This window comes from Roseicella frigidaeris, assembly GCF_003258945.1.
Lineage (GTDB): Bacteria > Pseudomonadota > Alphaproteobacteria > Acetobacterales > Acetobacteraceae > Paracraurococcus > Paracraurococcus frigidaeris.
The window spans coordinates 270777-292965 of sequence record NZ_QLIX01000004.1; the positions used below are offsets into that span (position 1 = coordinate 270777).

At 70.0% G+C, this 22189-nt stretch carries 18 protein-coding genes; 12 read left to right on the plus strand and 6 right to left on the minus strand.

Annotated features, from left to right (window positions below; all coding sequences use genetic code 11):
- Positions 1–187: 187 nt before the first annotated feature.
- Genes DOO78_RS08510 through DOO78_RS08520 form a run of 3 tightly spaced genes read left to right on the plus strand, consistent with a single transcriptional unit; the run spans position 188 to position 3170 of the window.
- Positions 188–937 carry an SDR family oxidoreductase gene (locus DOO78_RS08510; protein WP_111469312.1) on the plus strand — a complete coding sequence of 250 codons (750 nt, stop codon included), beginning with the start codon at positions 188–190 and terminating at the stop codon, positions 935–937.
- Positions 934–2295 carry a cytochrome P450 gene (locus DOO78_RS08515; RefSeq protein WP_243634459.1) on the plus strand — a complete coding sequence of 454 codons (1362 nt, stop codon included), beginning with the start codon at positions 934–936 and terminating at the stop codon, positions 2293–2295. Before DOO78_RS08510 ends, DOO78_RS08515 begins: the two co-directional genes overlap by 4 nt.
- Positions 2292–3170: a lysophospholipid acyltransferase family protein gene (locus DOO78_RS08520; protein WP_111469313.1), complete on the plus strand. Its 879-nt coding sequence runs from the start codon at positions 2292–2294 to the stop codon at positions 3168–3170. Before DOO78_RS08515 ends, DOO78_RS08520 begins: the two co-directional genes overlap by 4 nt.
- Before the next feature lie 25 nt (positions 3171–3195).
- Here DOO78_RS08520 and DOO78_RS08525 read toward each other — a convergent pair whose 3' ends face one another.
- Positions 3196–4284 carry a glycoside hydrolase 5 family protein gene (locus tag DOO78_RS08525; RefSeq protein WP_111469314.1) on the minus strand — a complete coding sequence of 363 codons (1089 nt, stop codon included), beginning with the start codon at positions 4282–4284 and terminating at the stop codon, positions 3196–3198.
- A gap of 310 nt (positions 4285–4594) precedes the next feature.
- Positions 4595–6835, minus strand: coding sequence for a carbohydrate-binding domain-containing protein (locus DOO78_RS08530; RefSeq protein ID WP_111469315.1), 2241 nt, complete (start codon positions 6833–6835; stop codon positions 4595–4597).
- A gap of 398 nt (positions 6836–7233) precedes the next feature.
- On the opposite strand from DOO78_RS08530, the gene DOO78_RS08535 reads away from it, so the two are divergent.
- The 7 genes from DOO78_RS08535 (at position 7234) to DOO78_RS08565 (ending at position 17715) form a co-directional block, all read left to right on the plus strand.
- Positions 7234–8355: an acyltransferase family protein gene (locus tag DOO78_RS08535; RefSeq protein WP_111469316.1), complete on the plus strand. Its 1122-nt coding sequence runs from the start codon at positions 7234–7236 to the stop codon at positions 8353–8355.
- 165 nt (positions 8356–8520) lie between these two features.
- Positions 8521–9957, plus strand: a complete 1437-nt coding sequence (locus tag DOO78_RS08540) for an O-antigen ligase family protein (RefSeq protein ID WP_165838793.1) — start codon at positions 8521–8523, stop codon at positions 9955–9957.
- Between the two features lie 1047 nt (positions 9958–11004).
- Positions 11005–12144: a glycosyltransferase gene (locus DOO78_RS08545; protein WP_165838794.1), complete on the plus strand. Its 1140-nt coding sequence runs from the start codon at positions 11005–11007 to the stop codon at positions 12142–12144.
- Between the two features lie 445 nt (positions 12145–12589).
- Positions 12590–14053 (plus strand): oligosaccharide flippase family protein, encoded by a 1464-nt coding sequence (locus DOO78_RS08550; RefSeq protein ID WP_111469319.1) that lies wholly within the window; start codon positions 12590–12592, stop codon positions 14051–14053.
- Between the two features lie 89 nt (positions 14054–14142).
- Positions 14143–14871 (plus strand): glycosyltransferase family 32 protein, encoded by a 729-nt coding sequence (locus DOO78_RS08555; RefSeq protein ID WP_111469320.1) that lies wholly within the window; start codon positions 14143–14145, stop codon positions 14869–14871.
- Positions 14872–15269: 398 nt separating this feature from the next.
- The gene (locus DOO78_RS08560) at positions 15270–16007 is read left to right on the plus strand and encodes a glycosyltransferase family 32 protein (RefSeq protein WP_111469321.1); all 738 of its coding nucleotides are present in this window, start codon (positions 15270–15272) and stop codon (positions 16005–16007) included.
- 130 nt (positions 16008–16137) lie between these two features.
- Positions 16138–17715: a glucosamine inositolphosphorylceramide transferase family protein gene (locus DOO78_RS08565; protein WP_111469322.1), complete on the plus strand. Its 1578-nt coding sequence runs from the start codon at positions 16138–16140 to the stop codon at positions 17713–17715.
- 46 nt (positions 17716–17761) lie between these two features.
- Here DOO78_RS08565 and DOO78_RS08570 read toward each other — a convergent pair whose 3' ends face one another.
- The 4 genes from DOO78_RS08570 to DOO78_RS08585 all read right to left on the minus strand — a co-directional run bounded on the left by DOO78_RS08570 (position 17762) and on the right by DOO78_RS08585 (position 20599).
- Complete coding sequence (locus tag DOO78_RS08570; protein WP_111469323.1) at positions 17762–18322, minus strand: NifU family protein; 561 nt, start codon at positions 18320–18322, stop codon at positions 17762–17764.
- 125 nt (positions 18323–18447) lie between these two features.
- Complete coding sequence (locus DOO78_RS08575; RefSeq protein ID WP_111469324.1) at positions 18448–18948, minus strand: universal stress protein; 501 nt, start codon at positions 18946–18948, stop codon at positions 18448–18450.
- Entirely contained in the window at positions 18948–19694 is a 747-nt protein-coding gene (locus DOO78_RS08580) for a TIGR02186 family protein (RefSeq protein WP_165838795.1), read from the minus strand. Before DOO78_RS08580 ends, DOO78_RS08575 begins: the two co-directional genes overlap by 1 nt.
- Positions 19691–20599: a sulfite exporter TauE/SafE family protein gene (locus DOO78_RS08585; protein WP_111469325.1), complete on the minus strand. Its 909-nt coding sequence runs from the start codon at positions 20597–20599 to the stop codon at positions 19691–19693. Before DOO78_RS08585 ends, DOO78_RS08580 begins: the two co-directional genes overlap by 4 nt.
- Before the next feature lie 202 nt (positions 20600–20801).
- On the opposite strand from DOO78_RS08585, the gene DOO78_RS08590 reads away from it, so the two are divergent.
- Positions 20802–21716 (plus strand): hypothetical protein, encoded by a 915-nt coding sequence (locus DOO78_RS08590; protein WP_243634460.1) that lies wholly within the window; start codon positions 20802–20804, stop codon positions 21714–21716.
- 184 nt (positions 21717–21900) lie between these two features.
- Positions 21901–22161: a hypothetical protein gene (locus DOO78_RS08595; protein WP_111469326.1), complete on the plus strand. Its 261-nt coding sequence runs from the start codon at positions 21901–21903 to the stop codon at positions 22159–22161.
- Positions 22162–22189 lie beyond the last annotated feature (28 nt).

A 22189-nucleotide genomic window follows, 5' to 3' on the forward strand; every position in this document is an offset into this window, starting at 1 on the left:
GTGTGCGTGCCGATAGCCCAAACTGCTCAACTGGCACGCGTCGGCACAATTAGGTCCTCTTCACCGGACGCGCCGCCTTGCGACGGTCTGCAACGCCGGCCGACACGCGGGATAATGGACGCTTTGTAAGGTATTTCAACCCCTCCGAGTTTGGCGTAGGGATCACGCAGCCGAGAAGGAAAGCCGCATGATCGTCCTCGTCACCGGCGCGACCGCCGGGTTTGGCCTTGCCATCGCGCGTCGCTTCGCCGCCGACGGGGCCCGCATCGTGGCGGTCGGCCGCCGGCAGGCGCGGCTGGCGGCGCTGGCCGAGGAGCTGGGCGCCGAGCGGGTGCATGCGTTGCCGCTCGACATCGCCGACCGCGCCGCGGTGGAAACGGCCCTCGCCGCCCTGCCGGACGGCTTTGCCGCGATCGACCTGTTGGTGAACAATGCCGGCCTCGCCCTTGGGTTGGAACCGGCGCAGTCGGCTCGCCTCGATGATTGGGAGGCCATGGTCGATACGAATGTGAAGGGGCTGCTCTACGTCACCCGCGCCGTGCTGCCGGGCATGGTGGCGCGCGACCGCGGCCATGTGGTCAATATCGGCTCGACCGCCGGCGAATGGCCCTATCCCGGCGGCAATGTCTATGGCGCGACCAAGGCCTTCGTCCGGCAGTTCAGCCTGAACCTCCGCGCCGACCTCTTCGGGACCCGGGTGCGGGTGACGGAGATCGAGCCCGGCCTGGTCGGCGGCACCGAGTTCTCCGCCATCCGCTTCGGCGGCGACGCCGCGAAGGCCGCGGGCGTCTATGCCGGGACCGAGCCGCTGACGCCCGAGGACATCGCCGATACCGTGCACTGGGTGGCGACGCGGCCGGCGCGGGTGAACGTCAACACCCTGCAGGTGATGCCGGTGGTGCAGAGCTTCGGGCCGCTGCGCGTCCATCGCGAATGAACGGCGTGTCCGGCTTCTTCGTCCCCCCCTATCCGGAGCGGCCGAAATCCCGCCTGCCGCTGCCCGAGCTGCTGCGGAGGGCGCGGCGCAGCTTCCTCGAAGTGTGGCTCGACGCGCATTTCGAGCAGGAGATGATCCCGACCCGGCTGCTCGCCCGGCGGATCCTCATCTGCAACAGCCCGGACAGCGTGCAGGACGCCTTCATCGACCAGCACGCGGCGCTGGAGCGGAAGAGCCCGCAGATGCGCCATGCGCTGGAGCCGCTGCTCGGCGACGGGCTGTTCATCTCGGACGGGCTGGTCTGGAAGGAGCGGCGGCGGGTGGTCGCCGCCGTCACCCATCCCTCGCGCCTCGCCTCGCTGACGCCGGTGATGACCGAGGTCGCCGCGGAGTTCCGCGAGGCCTGGCGGGCGCGGCCGGCGGGGCAGCCGCTCGACCTGCTCGCCGCCATGGGCCAGCTCGCGGCCGAGGTGATCTGCCGCACCCTCTTCGGCCGCCGGCTCGGCGGCGAGGCGGCGGCGACGGTGGTGCAGGCCTTCGCCCGCTACCAGGCGCGGATCGGCCATCTCGACCTGTTCAGCGTGCTCGGCCTGCCGGACTGGCTGCCGCGGCGGCGCGGCGGCGTGACCGCGGAGGTGCGGCAAATCCATGCCGTGATCGAGGGGCTGGTGCAGGAGGCCATGCAGGGAGGCGAGGCCTCGCTGATCCGCGCCATGGCCGAGGCGGCGCTGCCGGGCAGCGGCCGGCCGATGGATGCCACCGCCTTCCGCAACGAGGCGGCGACGCTCTTCATGGCCGGGCACGAGACCACGGCCAATGCCCTGGCCTGGGCCTTCTACCTGCTTTCCCAGGCGCCGGCGGCGGAGGCGCGGGCGGTGGCCGAGGCGGGCGCCCTCGGCGGCCGCGCCGCCACCTGGGAGGACCTGCCGCGCCTGCCCTTCCTCCGTGCCGTGGTCGAGGAGACGCTCCGGCTCTACCCGCCGGTGCCGCTGCTGGCGCGGCAGGCGCAGGAGAGCATCACCATCGCCGGCCATGCGGTGCATCCCGGCGACCTCGTCATGGTGGTGCCCTGGCTGCTGCACCGGCACCGGCGCTGGTGGCGCTGGCCGGACCAGTTCCTGCCCGACCGCTTCCTGCCCGGCGGGCCGGAGCGGCCGCGCCATGCCTACGTCCCCTTCAGCCTCGGTCCGCGGGTCTGCACCGGCATGGGCTTCGGCCTCGCCGAGGCGGTGATCGTGCTGGCGACGCTGCTGCCCGCCTTCCATCTGCGCCTCGCCCCGGGCGCCCGGGTCTTCCCGGTCTGCCGGCTGACCCTGCGGCCGGGCGAGGCGCTGCCGATGCTGCTGACGCCGCGATGACGCCGCGCCGGTGGCTGGTGGGCGGCTTCGACCGCGGCGTGGCCGCGGCCATGCGGCACCTGCCGACGCCGGCCGGCCAGGCCCTGGCCGGCGCCATCGCCCGCCACGTGGCGCCAAGGCTCTATCCCCGGCTGGACGCCATGGCGCGGGCGGCGGTGCCGCGGCTGCGGCCCGACCTCGCCCCGGATGCGGCGGTCGCGGCGCTGTGGGATGCGACCACCCGCACCGCCTGCGAGGTCCCCTGCTACATCCGCCTGCATGACGAGGGGCGGGTGACGATGCGGGGCGAGGCGGCGCTGCTGGCGCTGCACCGGGACCGGCGGCCGGTGATCCTCGCCGGGCTGCATCTGGGCAATTGGGAGATCCTCGGCCTGGCGGCGCACCGGCTCGACATCCCGGTCGCGGTGGTGCACGACCCGCCGCCGGCGGCCGAGTTCCGCGGCCAGCTGCTGGTGCGCGAGCGGCTGCGCGCCGGCGCCCGCCTGCTGCCGCTCGGCCGCGAGGCGACCTGGCCGGCGCTGCGGGCGGTGCGGGAGGGCCGCGAGATTCTCTATATGCTGGTGGACGAGGTCACCGAGGGCCGGGTGATGGCGCCGCGCCTCGGCCGGGCGGCGCCGCTCGGCGGCAACCTCGTGCAGGCGGTGAAGCTGGCCCGGCTGGCGGGCGCGGCGATCCTCCCCGCCTATGCGCTGCGCCTGCCCGGGCCGGCGGGCGACCCGCGCTTCGAGGCCTGCTTCCTGCCGCCGATCGAGGTGCCGCGCACCGCCGACCGGGCGGCGGATGTCGCGGCGGGGACCGCCGCGCTCGATGCGGCGATCACCCCGGCGGTGCTGCGCCACCTCGAGCAGTGGTTCCCCCTGCTCTACTGGCGCTGAGGCCGACCCGGGAGCCGGGATGGACTCAGCGCTGCGGCCGCGGCTTCTCCTGCCGGCCCGCGGCGCCGGTGGTGCGGAACAGGTCGTAGGCCGGCTTGCGCTCGCCGCGCGGGCCGACCAGGCCGAACCAGTTCTCGGTATCCGTGCGGCTGCCGCCCTTGTCGCGGTAGGAGTACCAGAAGATCGGCCCGGCCCAGGGCTCGCGGCCGACGCGGTCGATCGCCTGGCGGAGGATCTCGGCCTGGGTCTCGGGCGAGACGGCGTTCTTGCCGCCATCGGTGGGCGCGCCGAACTCGGTCAGCCAGATCTTTTTGTCGCCGTCGCCCTGCCCGACCATGATCTGGCGGATGCTGCGCTCCATGATGTCCCAGCCATTCCAGGGCACCGCGTCCCGTGGCGTCAGCGGCCAGGAATAGGGGTGGAAGCCGAGGGCGTCGAAATGCCCCTTGCCGCCGCTCGCATACATCCGCTTCACGAAATCGATGGCGCCGACATGGTCCCCGGCCGTCTCCGGCGCCGGGGACAGGCCGCCCGAGACGATGAAGCAATCGGGGAATTCGCGCTTCATGGCCGTGTAGGTGTCGCGCATGACGCGGGTGTAGACCGCCGCATCCGGCGGCGTGCCCCAGGCGCCCTGCATGTTGGGCTCGTTCCAGATCTCCCAGTAGCGGATCCGGCCACGGAAGCGCCGGGCGGTGGCCAGCGCATAGTCGATATAGGCGCTGCGGTTGCCCTCGAAGCCCATGCCGCCGCTATCGGCGACGAAGGAGGGCATGCCGTGCAGCTCGGCCAGGACCTCGAGCCCATGCCGCTTCGCCGTGGTCACGATCGGCTCGAATTTGTCGAAGTCGTAGATCGGCCGGCGGTAGGGCTGGATGTGGTCCCACCAGAAATCCGTGCGCAGCCAGGTCGCGCCGAGCCGGGCGTAATCCGCGATCTGGGTCTGCATCTCGGCGGGGGAATGGCCGAGGAGGTCTTGCAGCGGCGTCGCCAGGCCGAGCTCGACCCCCTTCCCGGCCGGGGCGGCGGCCGGCGGGGCCTTCTGCCGGGTTTGGGCCAGGGCCGGCCCGGCCAGGAGGCTGGCAAGACAGCCCTTCATCAGCACGCGTCGCATCTTGCTCCTCCATTCGCCCAGGCAATCCATGCCGGAGGAGCGAGGGCGGCCACCCGCCGTTCCCTGCCGACACGCCATTGTCGCGTCGGGCGGGCGGTGCAGGGAAGCGGCAAGGCTCCGGCGCGGCAGGCCGGCCTGCCGTCCTGCGGCAACCGCAGCGCCGGCGAAGCCCTTGCAGCACAAGGGTTTATCCTGGGTCGCCCGGCGCCCGCCAGCGCCGCGCAGCACAAGCGCTCGTGCGCGGACGCGCCGGCAGCCGGCGGCGACCGCAACGGGTCCCCGCCGGGCGCAGGGCCCGGCGGGGACAGGGTCAGGCGAAGACCATGTCGGCGGCGGCCAGCTTGGTGACATGGGCGAGGAAGACGCTGTCGCCCGCCGAGTCATAGGTGACCTTGAGGCCGGAGACGCCGTTCTCGGTCGCCACCTTGCTCGTCACGCTGCCCGAGGTGATGCCGGTGAAGCGCAGCTTGTCGGCGCCGGTGGCGAAGTCCTCGATCACCGCATGGCCGCTGCCCTGGGTGATGACGTAGAGGTCATTGCCCAGGCCGCCGGTCAGGTCGGCCGTGCCCTTGCCGAGGAAGAAGGTGTCGGAGGCGGCCCCGCCGGTCGCCGTCACCGGGCCGGCGCCGGCATGCAGCACCAGGCGGACGCTGCCCTCGGTGGTGACGATGTCGGTGCCCGCGCCGGTATAGACATCGGCCGTCGAGTATTTGCCGTTGTAGCTGGCGTTGAACAGGCTGCCATTGTTCGAGACGTCGTACTGGTCGAGCGTGGACAGGCTGGCGGCCGTGATCCTGACGGTGTCGTTGCCGGCGCCGGTGGTGATGAGCATGGTGTTGCCGGTGCCGGAGGCGTCGGAATGGGCGACCCAGGTGATCAGGTCGTTGCCGTTGCCGGTCGTGATGGCGCCCCCCTTGGCCGCCACCGCCATGACGTCGAGCCCGGTGCTGCCCGCGGCGCGGAGGTCGAGCTGCACCTGCTTGAAATTGTCCACCGCCAGATGGGTGTTGTTGGTCGCCGCCCAGCTGGCCGGCGCCGACTTCACGGTATCGACCGCGCCCCAGGCGGCGGTGGCGCGGAAGGCGTGGTAGTCCTGGCTGCCATAGGTGAGGTGGCTCTCCGAGACCTTGCTGTCCTGGCCCCAGCTGCCCGGCGTGCCGAACTGCATCGCCGGGGCGGTGTCGTTGGTCGAGCTGGCGGATTTGACGAAGGCGAAATTCACCGGGCCGTTGGAGCCGAGCGTGGCGGTGCCCCCGGAGAGGGTGGCGCCGTTGAAGCTGATGCTGTCGACATGCAGGTTGCGGTCGGTGGTGCTGGTGCCGCCCCAGGCATCGTTGAGGAAGGTCACGGTGAGGGTATGGTTGCCCGCGCCCCAGTTGCCCTTGACGGTGATGAGGTCGTCGCCCTTGCCGGAGAGGGCGCCGGCCGTCTGGGTCCCGCCGATGGCCACCCCATCGACCGCGATGGTGTACTGGGCGCTGCCCAGATAGGCGTCCTGCGAGATCCTCAGCACCAGCGCGTCGCTGCCGCTGCCGAGCGTCGCCGTCACCGCGGTGCCGGTGCTGCCGGAGCCGCCGCTGCTGGCCGGCACCGCCCCGTTCTTGAACACGTCATAGGCGGCCTTGTGCGAGCCATCGGTATGGACGAGGCCGAAGAAGCTCTCGGTCGAGTAGCCGGACCAGCTGCCGCTGCCGCGGTCCTGATAGGAGTAGTAGAGCAGCGGCCCCGCCCAGCTGGTGTTCTGCTGGAAGGTGATCGCCTGCTGCAGCATGGTGGCCTGGTCGGCCTCGCTGACGGCGCCGCTGCCGCCATCGGTGGGCGCGCCGAACTCGGTCATCCAGATCTGCTTGTCGGCGTCGCCATTGGCCACCATGAGGCTGCGGATGCCGCTCTGCATGATCTGGAAGCCGTTCCAGGACGCCGTGTCGTTCGGCATCAGCGGCCAGGAATAGGGGTGGAAGCCGAGGGCGTCGAAATAGGCCTCGGCGCCGTTGGCATACATCTGCTGCAGGAAGGAGACGGCGCTCTGCCAGCCGCTGCCCGAATCCGGGGCGGGGGAGAGGCCGCCGGAGATGACGAAGTCATTGCCATCGACCGATTTGATGGCGGTGTAGGCGGCCTTCAGGATCTGGGTATAGGCGGCGGCGTCGGGCTGGCCGCCCCAGAAGCCGGAGAGGTTCTGCTCGTTCCAGATCTCCCAGTAGTTGACCTGGTCGCCGAAATGCTGCGCGGCGGCCTTGGCGAAATCGCCATAGGCCGAGACGTTGGCCGCCACGCCGCCGCCATTCTGCACCCAGGAGGGCAGGCCGAGCAGCTCGCCGATCACCTTCAGGCCCTGGGCATTGGCAGCCGCGACCACGCGATCGACGGTGGACCAGTCGTAGCCACCGCTGGCCGTTGGCTTGACCAGGTCCCACCAGAAGTCGGTGCGCAGCCAGGTGGCACCCGTCGCCTTGTAGTCGGCAAGCTTCGCAGCCAGCTGGTCGTCGCTCAGGGTCGACAGTTCGCCGAGCGGGGTCGCGAAGCCAAGGGAGCCAAGTGTTGTCGCCATGCGAATTTGCCTCCGAATGAAGGCCCGATCTCTACCTTAGGTTGAGTAGGATGGGTTGATGCACGACTAACACGGTCGTTTTGGAACCAACAAGAGAAAATCTCGATTTAGTTATGATCATTGAGTAGCAAGGATTTTGCTGTCGGTAGCCCGGCCCGTTGTTTTTCCGGGGCCGAATTATCCCACGGCGAAACGAAATGTTTCTCGCTTTTGCCAGATTATGACTGGTGGCCGTGGCGGGTCCGCCGACCCTCGCCTGCCGGGATCAGGCGCCTCTCCGCACGCAGTTGCGAGGCAGGGAGACTGAACGTGACATCGAATCACGCAGCGCGTCATTGTCGGGACGATTGTGCCTGTGGCACACGCATCAGCGGGGTTGCCACCCTTCAGGGACGTCGATGACAGAGCCGCGATCCATTTTACACAACGTGCAGGTGCTCCGCTTCGTCGCGGCCACCGTGGTCCTTTTCGGCCATGTGCAGCACGAGGCGATGGAGCTGGGCTATGCCCGGCCGGATACCTTCGGCCTGCTCTCGGCGATCGACTGGGGAATGGGCGTCGACCTGTTCTTCATCATCAGCGGCTTCATCATGTACCTGATCGGCAAGGAGGAGTTCGGCCGCCGCGGCGCCCCGGGCAAGTTCATGAGCCGCCGCATCCTGCGCGTGGTGCCGCTCTACTGGTGCTTCTCCCTGGCCATGATCGCGGCGCTCGCCCTGATGCCGGGGCGGGTCACGGCGAGCATGTCGAGTCCCGAGCACATCATCGCCTCCTTCTTCTTCCTGCCTTGGCCCAATGCCTCGGGTGAGCTGCTGCCGGTCCTCGCCCTTGGCTGGACCCTGAATTTCGAGATGCTGTTCTACGCCGTCTTCGCCCTGGCCCTGCGCTTCGAGCGGAAGACCGGCATCGCCATCCTGTTCGGCGCCTTCGCCGCCCTGATCCTGCTCGGGGCGCTGGTGCCGGCCACGGTCTGGCCGCTGCACTTCTGGGGCAGCGCGATCATCATCGAGTTCCTGCTGGGCATCGGGCTGGCCATGCTCTACGCCGATGGCTGGCGGCTGCCGATGCCGACGCGGGCCGCGCTGGTCGGCCTCGCGGTGGCACTGACGATCGCCTTCGGCTTCTCCGCCATGGCGCATGTCACGCCGGACCGCGCGCCCTTCGAGACGCCGTCGCGCCTGATCCGCAACGGGCTGCCCTGCCTGCTCCTGGCGGCCGGCATGATCCTCGGCAGCCAGCCGGCACGGATCGGGCGGATCGGGCGGATCGGGCAGCTGCTGCGCCTCGGCGGCGACGCCTCCTACTCGCTCTACCTGTCGCATCCCTTCTCGATCAACGTCTTCGCCATCCTCTGGCGCTGGACGCACATCAACGATCCCTGGGCTTTCGTCATCTCGGCGAGCCTCTTCGCCATGGGCGCCGCCATTGCCGTCTACTACGCCCTCGAGAAGCCGATCCTGCTGCTGCTGCGGCAGCAGCGGCCGCGGCGGCAGGTGGATGCGGCGGTCGCCACGCCATGAGCCGCCTCCGGCCCGGCCGGCCGGAGCACCGCCACCGGGCGGCGCGGCCCGCCCGCGCCGCCCGGCCGCCCGTTCCGTGATTGCACCAGCAGACAGAGACATCGCGTCCAGCGTCGGAGATCCGCCTTGGCCATAGAACTCGGGGCAATGCGTCCGCGGCCGCTCGTGCGCCCCCAGCCGACGGGCGCCTCCGCCTCGCGCGCGAAGGTGACGCAGGCGCTGATCGCCCTCTCGATCGTGCTGGTCGCCTTCAACGACCTCGTCGAGTTCCTGCCGCTCGGCGAGATCGCGCATGACGCCTTCATCGTCATCTTCCCGATCCTGGCGCTGCGCCTGATGCTGTCGGAGGGCGGGCTGGAATTGCCGCAGCCCGTGGCCCGCTTCACCCTGGCCTTCACCTTCGTCGTGCTGGCCAGCATCGCCCTCAACTACGGCGAGATCTCACACGCCTTCTTCAAGGGCCGCTCGGGGATGGGGCGCATCCTGACCCAGAGCATGATCCTGGCCTTCGGGGTGCTGGTCATCATCGTCTACCACCGGGTGGCGCGGCTCGGCATGACCGCCGCGGTGGTGAAGGGGGCGCGCGGGGCCATCCTGGTCATGGCCTTCATGGGCGTGCTGGAATTCGCCTCCTGGTACTCGGTGCCGGGGCTCACCGACATCCACACCGCGCTCGCGAATGTCGTGCACTCGGATTCCGGGCCGCTCTATGTCGAGCGGCTTCGCATGACGGCCTTCGAGGTGTCCTGGGCCGGCGCGCTGCTGAGCTTCTTCCTGCCCTTCGCTGTCGTCCGGCTGCCGGGCGAGCAAAGCGCCTCCCGCTTCTACGCGCCGCTGGCCCTGGTGCTGGTTATCCTGGCCCAGTCGCGCACGGCGATGCTCGTCGTCGGCTTCCAATTCGTCATCGTCTTCTGGGCCCATGCCCGGACCCGGATGGACAAGGTGGTCTACGCCGTCGCCGCTCTCGGCGTGGCGGTCGTGCTGCTGGCCGGCAATACCGGCCTCTACCGCAGCACCGCCACCCTGCTGACGAACGTCATCGAGTACGGGACGCCGAAGCCGCTGGAGGCTGACAGCGACGAGAACACCTCGAACATCACCCGCTCGGTCGGCATCCGCGCCGCCCTCTCGATGTTCAAGACACGGCCGCTCTTCGGTGTCGGCTTCGGTCAGTTCGGCTATCATTACACCGATTACGTCCGGGCGGACGACCTGCGCAGCTGGGAGGTGCGCGAGTACATCGATGACGGCAACATCAAATGGCCGCCGAGCTACTCGATTCACGCCCGCCTGCTCTCGGAAACCGGAATCGCCGGCTACCTGGTCTGGCTCGGCTTCGTCGGCACCCTGACCTGGCGCGCCTTCCGCTACGCGCGCAACCAGGCGCTGGATGCCAGCCTGCGCGACATGCATTTCGCGGTCGGCATGACCCTGATCGGCGTGTTGCTGCTGGGCCTCAGCATCGACAGCTTCCGCTTCTTCGGCGGCTGGATTGCGATGGGCATCGGGATCGGCCTGCCGACACAGCCGCGCCGCCCCGCGCCCGATGCGCTGCGCCGGCCGCCGCTCGCCGCCATGGGACCGGACCGGCGGCGAGGCTGACGCGACACGGGAGGACGCGACACCGGCAGGGAGACGGAAGCGCCACCACGCTCCCGGCCTCCCGGCATGGCACCGCCACATCCTTGCGACTGGCCTCGCGATCGCGCGTGTGAAGTACCTGCTTATGGCCTGATGTTAGACTGAAAACTCAACTTTATGCTAGGTCGCGCCCCAGAGTCGGTTGCACCGCAGCAATTGTGTTGACCCACCCAACGGGTTGGGCGAGAGGATCGTCGCCGGGTCGAACAGGCTCGCGCATGAGGGCGGGTGGCGACCTTGTCTCAGCAGGGCAGATCGCCGCGTCAACTCGCCAGAGCGGGCGGGCGACAGGCCCTCGCCAGGGAGAGGCGTCACGGCAAGGCGCCTTTGGTGTGAGGGGCCTGCTGCCGATGTGGCGGTGCTGGTGCGTCGGTGCCCTGGAAGCAGGGCAATGGCGCATGGCCGTCGCCGAAGGCTGCGCCGCACCGGCGCCGGATCCTCGCTGGGCAACTGCATGGTCCGGCGGGTTGTTGTAGCGGCTCAGAACGCCGCCTTGGACCGCGGGTGGGGAGGCGATGTTCGCCACAGCAACGATTCCGGGCCATCACGCCACAAGCGAAATCCAGGTCAGTACTCAACCTGAAGTAGTTTAATGCACGCGGACCACTAACCCCTTGTGGTTTAAATTGAGGGGTCTTCACGCTTGGTCACAGGTCCGTAACGTGCCTCACTTCAGTTTGTGTGATTACGCTCGACTTGTGCAGGATGGGGCTCTCTCAACCGCTGATTATTGTTGCTGTTAGTTGAAAGCGGTAAAGATATTGTTTGTTGTGGTGAATACAGTCCAGCGGTCCAAATGCGGCGCGATTGTGGCTTGGGCGAGCTTGCTCGCTCGGTGATCGCGGGGACATCGTGATGGCAAGGATGATGGATTTGCACGCCGATCGCGGCCTGCCGCCAACCTGGCTGCCCAGGTTGTCGCAGGCCGGCCGGAGCGGGCAAGCCGAGGGTCGGCGGCCGCAGGCAGGCGCGGCCGAGGCCTGCCGTCCGCCGCGCATCCTGCAGGTCGTGGAGTGTGCGGCGACCGGCGTCGGGCGGCATGTGCTCGACCTGACGGAGGGGTTGCTGCAGCGGGGCTGCGAGATCCACGTGGCCTATTCCTCCGGCCGCTGCGACCGGGTGTTCGCCGAGCGCCTCGCACGCCTCACCGAGGTCGGCCAGACGGTCATGACGATGCGCAGCCGGCCGCATCCGACCGATGCCAAGGCGGTGCTCGCACTGCGCCGGGTGATGCGCCTGCACGGCCCCTTCGACATCGTGCACTGCCACAGCTCGAAGGCCGGGTTGCTGGCCCGCCTCGCCGCCAACGGCCTCGGCGCGCGCGTGGTCTATACGCCGCATGCGATCTACACCATGTCGCCGAACCTCACGCCGAGGATGCGGCAGCTCTACCGGACGGCCGAGGTCAGCCTGTCCTGGCTGACCGACAAGATCATCGCCGTCAGCCGGGCGGAGCTCGAGGAGTGCCGCCGCCTCGGCATCCGCGACACGCGCCTCGCCCTGGTGCCGAACACCGTCGGCGAGCCGAACTGCCTGCCGCGCGCGGTGGCGCGGCAGCAGATCGGCCTCGGCGAGGAGGAGGTCGCCATCGGCTTCGTCGGGCGCCTCAGCGAGCAGAAGGGGATCGACCGGCTGCTCGATGGCTTTGCCCAGGTGCCCGCCACGGCGCCGGCGCGGCTGGTGATCATCGGCGATGGCGAGCTCGCCGCGCAGGCGCGGCGCCAGGCCGAGACGCTCGGCATCGCCGCCAGGGTGCTCTGGCTCGGCGCCCGCCCGGCGGAGCCGCTGCTGCGCGCCTTCGACGTCTTCGCCATGCCGAGCCGCTACGAGGCCGCCAGCTACAGCCTGCTCGAGGCGATGGCGGCCGGGCTGCCGGTCATCACCACTGCCACCGGCAGCGCCAGCGACCTGATCACCGACGGGCATAACGGCTATTGCGTGCCGGTCGAGGATGTCGGCCGCTTCGCCACCTGCCTCTCGGCCCTGGTGACCGATGGCGCCCTGCGCGGCGCGATGGCGGAAGCGGCGCGCCAACCGCGGCGCGAGACGGCGGGCGTGCAGCAGATGGTGGAGGACGTCCTGTCGGTCTATGCGGCCGCGACGCCCTCCCGTCCGACCTGGCGCGCCGCCGCGATCGACGCGGCGTGACCACCGGCTGCCGCATCGGGATGGCACGACCGGACGGGCGTCTTGCGATGGCCGCAGCCTCGCCCGTTCCGGCCCTGATGCGGCCATTCCGTCCCGGCAGCCTCGATGGTTGCGCGCATGGCGGGCCTGGCATTCTCACCCTTGGGCGAGACGGCAGTCTGGTGAATTGACTTACATGACAGCATATGGGCCTGTCAGTCCCACAAGCGGAACGGTGTGTGGCCTGCCATACGCGTCGAGACGGCAGAAGGCCGCCCCTCGCGCCCGCCCTTGCCGAAGCGCGGCCAGGACCAGCAGCGGGCGGCATCCTAGCGGCGTCGGCCGCAGCGGGATATGCGCGAGAACACAGGCCGGCCGTCTCGAGATGGTGGTGCGAAGCAGGGCATGCTGCAGAGGATGACCCGGTAATGACGGCGGATGCGCGCATGGTGTGGCAGGTGACGGCGTGACCGCGATCTCCACACGGCAGATGCTGACGGGCTTGTTGTCGTCCTCGGCCGCCGCCTGGGTGCGCCAGGCCTCGACGCTGGTGCTCTACATCATGGCGGCGCGGCTGCTCGCGCCCGACGAGATCGGCGTCTTCGCGCTCGCCAGCGCCCTGGTCCTGATCCTGGAATACGGCGTTTTCGACGCGGTGTCCGAGACGGTGGTGCAGCGCGCCTCCCTCGAGGACGGGCATATGGGCGCGGCCATCGGCATGGCCGTGGTGGTGGCGAGCCTCTGCACCGTCCTCGGCATCCTCGCCTCGGAGCCGCTCGCGCGAGCCTTCGCGGTGCCGGAGCTGGCGCATGTGCTGCCCTGGATGATCGGCAGCGTCGCCGTGCTCTGCTTCGCCTCGGCGCATGTCGGCGTGCTGCGGCGGCAGGCGCGCTTCCACCTGATCTCGCTGCTGCAGGTGGTGGGCGCGGTCTCGGGCTGCGCCATCGGCGTGGTGCTGATGCTCCTCGGCTGGGGCATCTGGTCGCTGGTCGCCTATTTCCTCACCGAGAAGGTGGTCTACGGCGCCGGCGCCCTGATCTGCGCCATCCGCGCCCCCGTCGCCCGCTTCTCCCGCCGGCATGTCGCCGACCTCTATGGCTATGGCGCCGCGATCGGCGGCCAGCGGATCGCCTTCTTCCTGCGCAACCAGATGGACCGGCTGCTGATCGCCTGGCTCTGGGGGCCAGACGTGCTCGGCGCCTACCAGCTCGCGGCGCGCATCTTCGAATCCGTCGGCTCCACGCTGCTCGCGCCCGCCTCGAAGCTCTTCTTCGTCACCTACACGCGGGTGCAGGGCAACGCGGCGCAGCTGCGCACGAATTTCCTCCGCAGCCTCGAAGGGCTCGCCTTCGTCGCCTTCCCGGCTTTCGCCGGCCTGGCCGCCGTCGGCCCGCAGGCGGTGCACGTGCTCTTCGGCAAGACCTGGGGCCAGAGCGAGTTGCTGCTGCAGCTTCTCTCCCTCGGCGGCATCCCGCTTGCGCTCAACGTCATGGCGGGCACCGCCATCTCGGCCACGGGCCGCGCCAAGCTCTATCTCGTCATCGAGATGGTGGCCGCGGCGGCCGGCGCCGTGTTGCTGGGGGCCATGGCCACCTTCGGCATCCTCGGCATCGCCCTTGCCCTGCTGGTGCGGGAGTCGCTCGTGGCGGCGACCTATGCGGTGCTGCTGCGCGCCTGCCTTGGCATCCGCATCCGGAGCTTCGTCGGCGCCATCGCGCAATGTCTCCTGGTGTCGCTGGCGATGGGCGGCTTCGTGCTGCTCTGCCTCGACAAGGTGGTGCCCACGATGCCCGCGCCGCTCCTGCTTGCTGTTGGCGTGGCACTTGGGGCAGTCTTCTATGGGGCGATCATGTCAGCGACGCGTTGGCAGCAGATCAGCCAGGCGGTCACGACCCTTCGGGGCGGCAGGACCGCCTTCCCGGTGGAATGACGAGGCGCTTGTGGCCAGGGCGCACGCCGAGGGAAGAAATGACCCGCAAAGAGGTCGGCCGGCAATGTCCGCTTCGAGGGGAATGGTGAATGAACTCTGAAAACCAGGCCGGACAGCTTGAGCAGATCCCGCGACAGATCCATTATTGCTGGTATGGCGGCGCGCCGCTCAGCAGCCTCAGCCAGCGCTGCCTGCAGACTTGGCGTGACGTCATGCCCAGCTACGAGATCCGCCGCTGGGACGAGAATGCGCTCGACCTGCGCAGCCCCTATGTGACGGCGGCCTACAAGCTCAAGAAATTCGCCTTCGTCGCGGACTATATGCGGCTGCGGATCCTCTACGACGTTGGCGGCATCTATCTCGACACCGACATCGAGGCGGTCCGCCCGATGGACGATCTTCTGCCGCTGTCGCTCTTCTTCGGCCTGCAGTCGCCGGGCAGCGTCGGCGTCAGCGTGATCGGTGGCGCCAAGGGGCATCCCTTCCTCCGCCAGATGATGGATGCGCTGGACAAGGAAGCGCTGACCGGGAAGCTCACCTTCCAGCCCCTGCCGGAGCTGGTGACCGAGCTGGTCGCGTCACATGGCCACCAGGACCTGAATATATTCCCCGAGGATTATTTCTACCCCTACAACCCCTATAGCGAGGTGACGCTCCGCAAGAAGCCGCTGCAGTGCAACATCTCGGCCCAGACCTACTGCGTCCATCACTGGGAAGGCACCTGGCTCGGCGACATGTCGCTGCGCATGATGGTTGGGCTGCGGCTGAAGAATGCCCTGCGGAAAGCCAGCTTGCGGTTCCAGCATCTCGGCGCCTGAGACGGGCCACGGTTCGTGCCGCCCCGCAAAAGGAGGGGTGGCACAGGTCAGGCCGCAGCCGGGTCGACCGGCTGACGGGGACCTTGGGTCCGATTTCAAAACCTCTCGCAGCGATGAAGACCCGACAGGCGATGCTCACCGCCTGGTGTCTTCGCAAAAGGCACCGATTCCCACCCAATATGCCTTCATAACGGTAAGCCGGGCCTCGCATCGAGCGTCCTGAGTGGGAAAGATTCGGGAAAGATATTTTGCCGAATATGTAACGTACATATGAGATCGGTACGCACAAGTTTAGATGCGCACGTCGCAGCAAAACCTATAATGGTGGATATGCGGGACATATCATCGATGTGTGCGAGAGCGGGACGATTGGCTGATGCTTCGGGAGGAAAGGGTGGATGACACACGATAGCGGCATCCCGAAGGTCATTCATTACTGCTGGTTCGGCAGCTCGCCGATCAGCGAGCTCAGCCGTCATTGCCTCGAGACTTGGCATGCCGTCATGCCCGACTACACAGTCGAGGCCTGGACGGAGGCACGCCTGGACCGGTCGATCCCCTATGTCGACATGGCCTATCGGCAGCGGAAATTCGCCTTCGTGGCGGATTACGTCCGCCTGAAGGTGCTGTACGAGCATGGCGGCATCTATCTCGACACCGATGTCGAGGCGCTGAAGCCGTTCGACCAGCTCCTGGGCTCGCGCTTCTTCATCGGCCTGCAGCTGCCGAACAGCGTCGGGGCCGGCGTCATCGGCGCGGTGAAGGGCCATCCCTTCCTGAAGGCCGCCCTCGAGCAACTCGACGCCGAGGCGGCCTCCGGCACGCTCAGCTTCGAGCCCTTGCCGGAGATGGTGACGCGCCTGCTTGCCTCGCGGCAGTTCGACGACGCGCTGGTGCTGCCGGAGGATTATTTCTACCCGTACAACCCCTACAGCTCGACGGTGCTGAAGCAGAAGCCGTTGCAATCGAACATCTCGCCACGGACCCTCTGCATCCATCACTGGGAAGGCACCTGGCTCGGCGACATGTCGCTGCGCATGATGCTGCGCCTCCGGCTGAAGCAGGCCTTGCAGAAGCTGCGGCCGATGCGATTGAGCCGGCCGCCCCTGCCGCGCCCGCGCACCCACCGCGCCTGATCGCAGAAGCCCGTCCGCAGCCGCCACATCGCGATATCTCCCGCACCCATCGTGAAGGCCACTGAAGGAAGGGCAGCGATATGTCCTGGACGACGCCACCGGCCGGCGCCCCCCTGATGGCGCGCTCGGCATGAGCCTGCCCACCGCGCCGCTCGCCGGCGATACCATGGCCGCCCATCCGGCGCCCGGTCTCGCCGCCACGCCCACCGAACTCATCCTCCTCGCCCCATCCGACCGCATGCGCGCCTGGCTGCCGCGTCTCGCCGAGGCCCTCGGGCACAGGCTCGCGGTGCCGGTCCGCCTGATGCGGGCACCGCTGCCGGCCGAGCCGCCCCTGCCCTCCGAAGGCATCGAGCGCCGCCTCTTCGGCAGCACCGGGCAGGACCTCGCCGCCTGGCTGCCCTCGGCGGCGCTGCCCTCGGCCGAGGGCATAGACCCGGCCACGGCCTTGATCGTCAACGCCACCGGACAGGACCCGAAAACCCTGCCGGCCGGTCTGCGCGCGGCCCGCATCCTCTCGCCGCTCTATCACGGGCGCTTCGAGATCGGCGGCCTCGCCGCGCCGCTGCTGGCCGGCGAGGCGCCGCATCTCGGCGTGCTGCTCGGCACGGCCGAGGCAAGCCGGCTGTTGCAGGGCGCCCGGCTCGCCGTGCCGCAACGCGACACGCTGGGGCACGCGCTGGACAGCATCCTCGGCCGCGCCGTCACCCTGCTCCGCCTCGCCGCGGAGCATCTGCTGACCGGCCGCCCGCTGCCCGAGCCGGCGCCGCTGCCGGCCGCGGACACGGCCTTGCCGGGTCTCGGCTACTGGCCCCGCCGCCTCGCCTCCGCCACCCTGCCCAAGATCGGCCGGCAATTCACCAAGCCGCTGTTGCGCTACGAGGACTGGTGCTTCGGCTATCGCCGCCAGCAGGGCACGGGCTCGCCGCTCGACCTCTCGCTCGATGCCGCGAGCTTCCGCATCCTCGAATCCAGCCCGGACCGCTTCTATGCCGATCCGGTGCTCTTCTCCCATGCCGGCGTGACGGCGATCTTCTTCGAGGATTACGACTACGCGACCCATCGCGGCCGGATCAGCCATGTCGTGCTCGATGCCGAGGGCAACCCCAGCGCCCCGGCCGAGACGCTGACCCTGCCCTATCACCTCTCCTACCCCTTCGTCTTCCAGGTCGGGGAGACGGTGCTGATGATCCCGGAATCCAGCGAGAACCGCACCGTCCAGCTCTGGGAGGCGGAGCGCTTCCCCGATCGCTGGCGCCTGCGCACGGTCCTGCTCGAGGATATCGAGGCCGCCGACACCACCCTGCATTTCGATCGGCGCACCGGGCTGTGGTGGATGTTCGCGGCCGTGACCGAGTTCGGCAGCTGCTCGCACGACACCCTCTCGCTCTTCAGCAGCGAGCGGCTGGAGGGGCCCTGGACGCCGCATCCCGGCAACCCGGTGAAATTCGACCCCGGCACCGCCCGGCCCGCCGGGCCGCTGGTCGAATGGGAGGGACGGCTCTTCCGCCCCGCGCAGGACTGCACCGCTTCCTATGGCGCCGGCCTGGTCTGGTGCGAGATCGAGGAGTTGTCGCGCGAACGCTTCCGGGAACGGGTGGTGGCGCGTCATGGGGCGCCGCCCGGCTATACGGGGGTGCACACCTATGGCCGCGGCGGCGGCTTCGAGGTGGCGGACTTCAAGCGCAACCGCCGGCGCCGCGGCTGAAAGCGGCCGGGCCGCCGCCGGAGGAGCAGGCGGCCCGGCGCGGCCCTCAGGCCTCGACCTGCTCCACCGCCACCACCTCCGGCACATAGTGCCGGAGCATGTTCTCCACGCCATGCTTCAGCGTGGCGCGGGAGGAGGGGCAGCCCGAGCAGGCGCCCTGGAGGTGCAGGCGCACGATGCCGTCGCGGAAGCCGCGGAACACGATGTCGCCGCCATCGCCGGCGACGGCGGGGCGGACGCGGGTGTCGAGCAATTCCTTGATCTGCTCCACGACCTCGGCATCCACCGGGTCGTAGTCACCCTCGCCATCCTCCTCCGCGGCCTCGATCACCGGCTGGCCGGAGACGAAATGGTCCACCAGGGCGGCGAGCACCTGCGCCTTCAGCGCGCCCCAGCCCTGTTCGCCATCCTCGGTCACGGTGACGAAATCGGTCCCGAGGAAGACCCGCGCCACGCCCGGCAGGGCGAAGAGGCGGGCCGCGAGCGGGCTGCGCAGCGCCGCCTCGGCCGAGGCGAAATCGGCGGTGCCGCGATCGCCCATCACCTCACGGCCCGGCAGGAATTTCAGCGTCGCGGGGTTCGGGGTGCCTTCGGTCTCGATGAACATGCGTTGGATCCTGGCGTCGGTATTTCCAGAGCAAATTGGTCGGGTTCCCCCCGGGGCGCAAGGCGGCGGGCATGCAACGGGTGCGTTGCCCGCATGCGATCCCGCGGCGGTGCTGCGGCCCGGCCTCAGGTCACGCGCTCGAGCTCCTTATCGTCCAGCCCGCCGGGCACGATGGTCAGCGGCACCCGCACCCGGCTGGCATAGCGGCCAATGAGCGCCGAGATCAGCGGCCCCGGCCCGCTGCCGGTCGGCGCCGAGGCCAGGACCAGGATGGAGATGCGCGGGTCCTCCTCCAGCAGGGCGATCAGCTCGTCGCGCGGGTCGCCCTCGCGGATCAGGACGATGGGCAGGCCGCCGGTGATCTCCTGCACCTGGGCGCCGAGGCCGGAGAGCAGCTTCTCCGCCTCCTCCCGCCGCTCCTCGGCCATCAGCACGCCGACCCCGGCCCATTCGATCATGCCGACCGGCTCCAGCACCCGCAGCAGCGCCACCCGCCCGCCGCCGTTGCGGGCGCGCAGGCAGGCGTAGCGGAGCGCCACCTCCCGTTCCTCGCTGTCGTCCACGACGACCAGGAACACCCGGTCCCGCTTGGCGGTCGCCGCCTTCTCCGCTGCGGTCTCGCCCATCAGCCCCTCCGGAACAGCACGCTGCCGAGCCACCCGGCCAGGGCGGCGACGGCGATGCAGGCGAGACCGTAGAGCAAGGGCTGGACCTGCGCGACGGTCGCGATGCGGTCCGCCGTGCCGACCCGGTCGACCCGGAACAGCAGATCCTCCCGCGCGATGATCTGGCGGGAGCGGACGAGCAGCACCTCCACCCGGTAATCCCCGGTCGGGACCTCGGCCGGCAGCGGCAGCCGGACGAAGAAGAGCCGGCTGCCGGCGATCTCGATCGGCGCGCTGTCCTCGATCCAGAGGCCGGAATCGCGCTCGAGCTCCAGCAGCGCCCGGCGGAAGGCCGGGGAGCGGGCGCCGGTGCTGGCGAGCGGCAGGGCATCCAGCCCGAGGGCGTGCCGCTGCCGCTGCTCCTCCGGCAGGATCTGCCAGGCCGGCCGCGTGCCGGCGAGCACGTAATAGCCGGGGACGCCGGCGAAACGGGCCGAGGGCCCGTTGACCCAGACCAGGCCGGCGACCGCGACCTTCCGCCGCACCACCACCGGCCGCGTCGGGCCGCGCGCGACGATGATCACCTCGTCGCCGCCGGGCCCGATGGGCTGCTCGGTGCTGCCGAAGACGACGAGGGAGGCGCCGGTGAAGCCGGTGGTCACCTCGATATCGGTGCGCGAGAGGGCCGCCACCAGCGGCTGGTCCTGCGCCCGGGCCGCGACGCCGAGCAGAAGCGGCAGCAGCACCGCCAGGAGGCGGCGGATCACAGCGCCGGGCCCGCGCTGAACAGGTTCTGCGGCGGCCGCAGCAACCCCCAGAGCAGGCTCATGGCCACGCCGAGGACGAGCAGGCCGAGCAGCGCCCGCGTCTCCTCGCCCCGCAGCCGCGTGCCCATGGAGGCGCCGAACTGCGCCCCGGCCACGCCGCCGACCAGCAGCAGCAGGGTCAGCAGCACATCCACCGTGCCGAGTTGCACCGCCGCCAGCAGGGTCACGTTGGCGGCGACGAAGACCACCTGGAAGAGCGAGGTGCCGATTACGACCGAGGTCGGCATGCCGAGCAGGTAGATCATCGCCGGCACCAGCATGAAGCCGCCGCCCACCCCCATCACCGCCGAGAGCAGGCCGATGCCGGCGCCGATCAGGAAGGGCGGGATGACGGAGATGTAGAGCCGCGACTTGCGGAAGCGGGTCTTCAGCGGCAGCCCGTGCATCCAGGTATGGGCGTGCAGCTTGCGCCGCGTGGCGCTGCGGCGGCGGCGGATCGCCCGCACGCTCTCCATCACCATCAGGCCGCCGACCGTGCCCAGCACCACCACATAGAACACGGAGACGGCGAGATCGACCTGGCCGATGCGGCGCAGCAGGGCGAAGAGCTGGACACCCAGCACCGAGCCGGTGAAGCCGCCGGCCAGCAGCACCCCGCCCATCTTGGCATCGACATTGCCGCGCCGCCATTGCGCGATGAGGCCGGAGACCGAGGCGCCGATCGTCTGGTTGGCGCCGGAGGCGACGGCGACCGGCGAGGGCACGCCGATGAGCAGCAGCAGCGGCGTCAGCAGGAAGCCGCCGCCGACGCCGAACAGCCCGGAAAGCCAGCCGACGCCGAAGCCGATGGCCATGAGAAGGAAGGCATCCACCGACATCTCGGCGATCGGCAGATAGACCTGCATCGCATGTTCCGGATCAGCAGCGGGGCGGGCTCAGCCGGGGTTTGGACCGGGCCAGCGGCAGGGGCAAGGCCGAAATCGCCCCACCGGTGCAGTCCGGCCACAGCGTGGCGTGCAGGCCATGGCAAAGACTCAAGGGCGGCGGCAGCAAACCCCGGCGTGGCACCTGCGTTCTCCGCCGGCATCACAACCGGAGGTCGCCAGCATGCCCAGCCCAGCAACTACCACCGCCGGCTACGGCACTGGCGTGCCGGACGGCACCCCGCCCCTGCCGAGCCGCATCTCCTGGGGCGCGGTCTTCGCCGGCGGCGTGGTCGCCGTCGCCGTTGCGACGATGCTGAACATCCTCGGCGTCGCCATCGGCGCGAGCGCCGTGGATGCCAGCGCTGGCAGCACGCCGGGCGCCTCCAGCTTCGGCATCGGCGCGGGCATCTGGCTGCTGGTCGCCAACCTCATCGGCCTCGCCACCGGCGGCTATGTCGCGGCACGGCTCTCGGGCTCGGCGGATGTGACGGACAGCGTGCTGCACGGCCTCTCGGTCTGGGCGATCGGCTTCCTGCTCTCGGCGGTCCTGCTCGGCAACGTCATCGCCGGCGCGGCGAGCACCACGGTCCAGGGCGCCTCCTCCGCGCTGGGCGGCCTGATGCAGGGCGCCGGCAATGCCGCCTCCTCGGCGGCCGGCCCGATCAGCCAGGCGGCGCAGCGGGTGGATCCGAAGCAGCTCGTCGACCGCGCCCAGAACGCGCTGCGCACCGGCGGCGATCCGGCGCAGATGACCAGCGACCAGCGCAACGCCGAGATCGCGCAGCTGCTGACCCGCCGGGTGAGCAACGGCAATCTCGACCAGGGCGACCGCGACCGCCTCAGCCGGCTGGTGGCCACCGAGTACAACATCCCGCCCGAGGAGGCCTCGCGCCGCCTGCAGCAGGTGGAGACCCAGGCCAACCAGGCCCTGCAGGAGGCCGAGACCCGCGCCCGCGAGGCGGCGGATGCGGCCGCCACGGCCGGCGCGGTCGCCGCCTACTGGATCTTCGCGGCCATGCTGCTCGGCGCCGTCGCCGCGGTGCTGGGCGCCCGGGTCGGCACCCGCAATGCGGCGGCGGTCCGCCGCTACGCCTGATGGCCTGACCGCCGCGGTCGTGGGACGGTCCCGCGCCGCGGCGGAAGGGGCAGTCTCGCCTGGGCGGCGCGATGGGCGGGGCCGGCGATCCGGCCCCGCCCGGGCGTCGGAATACGGGCCCCGGAGAGGGCCGAACCGGGGCCGCGCGGCAGCGTTGCTCCGCGGCAGCTTCGGAGACAGGCCCTTGCGCAGCATCCTCGCCGCCACCCTCCTCGCCCTGGCCCTGGGCGTCTCGCCGGCCCTGGCGAAGCAGGGCGGCTGTCTCAAATACGGCGCTGCGGGCGCCGTCGCCGGCCATATGGTCGGCAGCGGCCATGGCGTCGCCGGCGCCGCGGCGGGCTGTGCGCTCGGCCTGCATGAACGCCACAAGGCGGAGAAGCAGGACGCCGCGCCGCAGCAGCCGGCGAATCCGCAGTCGCAGCGGCAAGACGCCCCGGCGCACTGATCGCCGGCATATAGCCAGGGTTCGGCGG

Bases quoted from the DNA above. Each gene is read 5' to 3' on its own strand.
- DOO78_RS08520 (WP_111469313.1), top strand. From the start codon at position 2,292: ATGACGCCGCGCCGGTGGCTGGTGGGCGGCTTCGACCGCGGCGTGGCC.
- DOO78_RS08515 (WP_243634459.1), top strand. From the start codon at position 934: ATGAACGGCGTGTCCGGCTTCTTCGTCCCCCCCTATCCGGAGCGGCCG.
- DOO78_RS08510 (WP_111469312.1), top strand. From the start codon at position 188: ATGATCGTCCTCGTCACCGGCGCGACCGCCGGGTTTGGCCTTGCCATC.
- DOO78_RS08555 (WP_111469320.1), top strand. From the start codon at position 14,143: ATGAACTCTGAAAACCAGGCCGGACAGCTTGAGCAGATCCCGCGACAG.
- DOO78_RS08590 (WP_243634460.1), top strand. From the start codon at position 20,802: ATGCCCAGCCCAGCAACTACCACCGCCGGCTACGGCACTGGCGTGCCG.
- DOO78_RS08535 (WP_111469316.1), top strand. From the start codon at position 7,234: ATGACAGAGCCGCGATCCATTTTACACAACGTGCAGGTGCTCCGCTTC.
- DOO78_RS08585 (WP_111469325.1), bottom strand. From the start codon at position 20,599: ATGCAGGTCTATCTGCCGATCGCCGAGATGTCGGTGGATGCCTTCCTT.
- DOO78_RS08525 (WP_111469314.1), bottom strand. From the start codon at position 4,284: ATGCGACGCGTGCTGATGAAGGGCTGTCTTGCCAGCCTCCTGGCCGGG.
- DOO78_RS08575 (WP_111469324.1), bottom strand. From the start codon at position 18,948: ATGGGCGAGACCGCAGCGGAGAAGGCGGCGACCGCCAAGCGGGACCGG.
- DOO78_RS08530 (WP_111469315.1), bottom strand. From the start codon at position 6,835: ATGGCGACAACACTTGGCTCCCTTGGCTTCGCGACCCCGCTCGGCGAA.
- DOO78_RS08560 (WP_111469321.1), top strand. From the start codon at position 15,270: ATGACACACGATAGCGGCATCCCGAAGGTCATTCATTACTGCTGGTTC.
- DOO78_RS08570 (WP_111469323.1), bottom strand. From the start codon at position 18,322: ATGTTCATCGAGACCGAAGGCACCCCGAACCCCGCGACGCTGAAATTC.
- DOO78_RS08565 (WP_111469322.1), top strand. From the start codon at position 16,138: ATGAGCCTGCCCACCGCGCCGCTCGCCGGCGATACCATGGCCGCCCAT.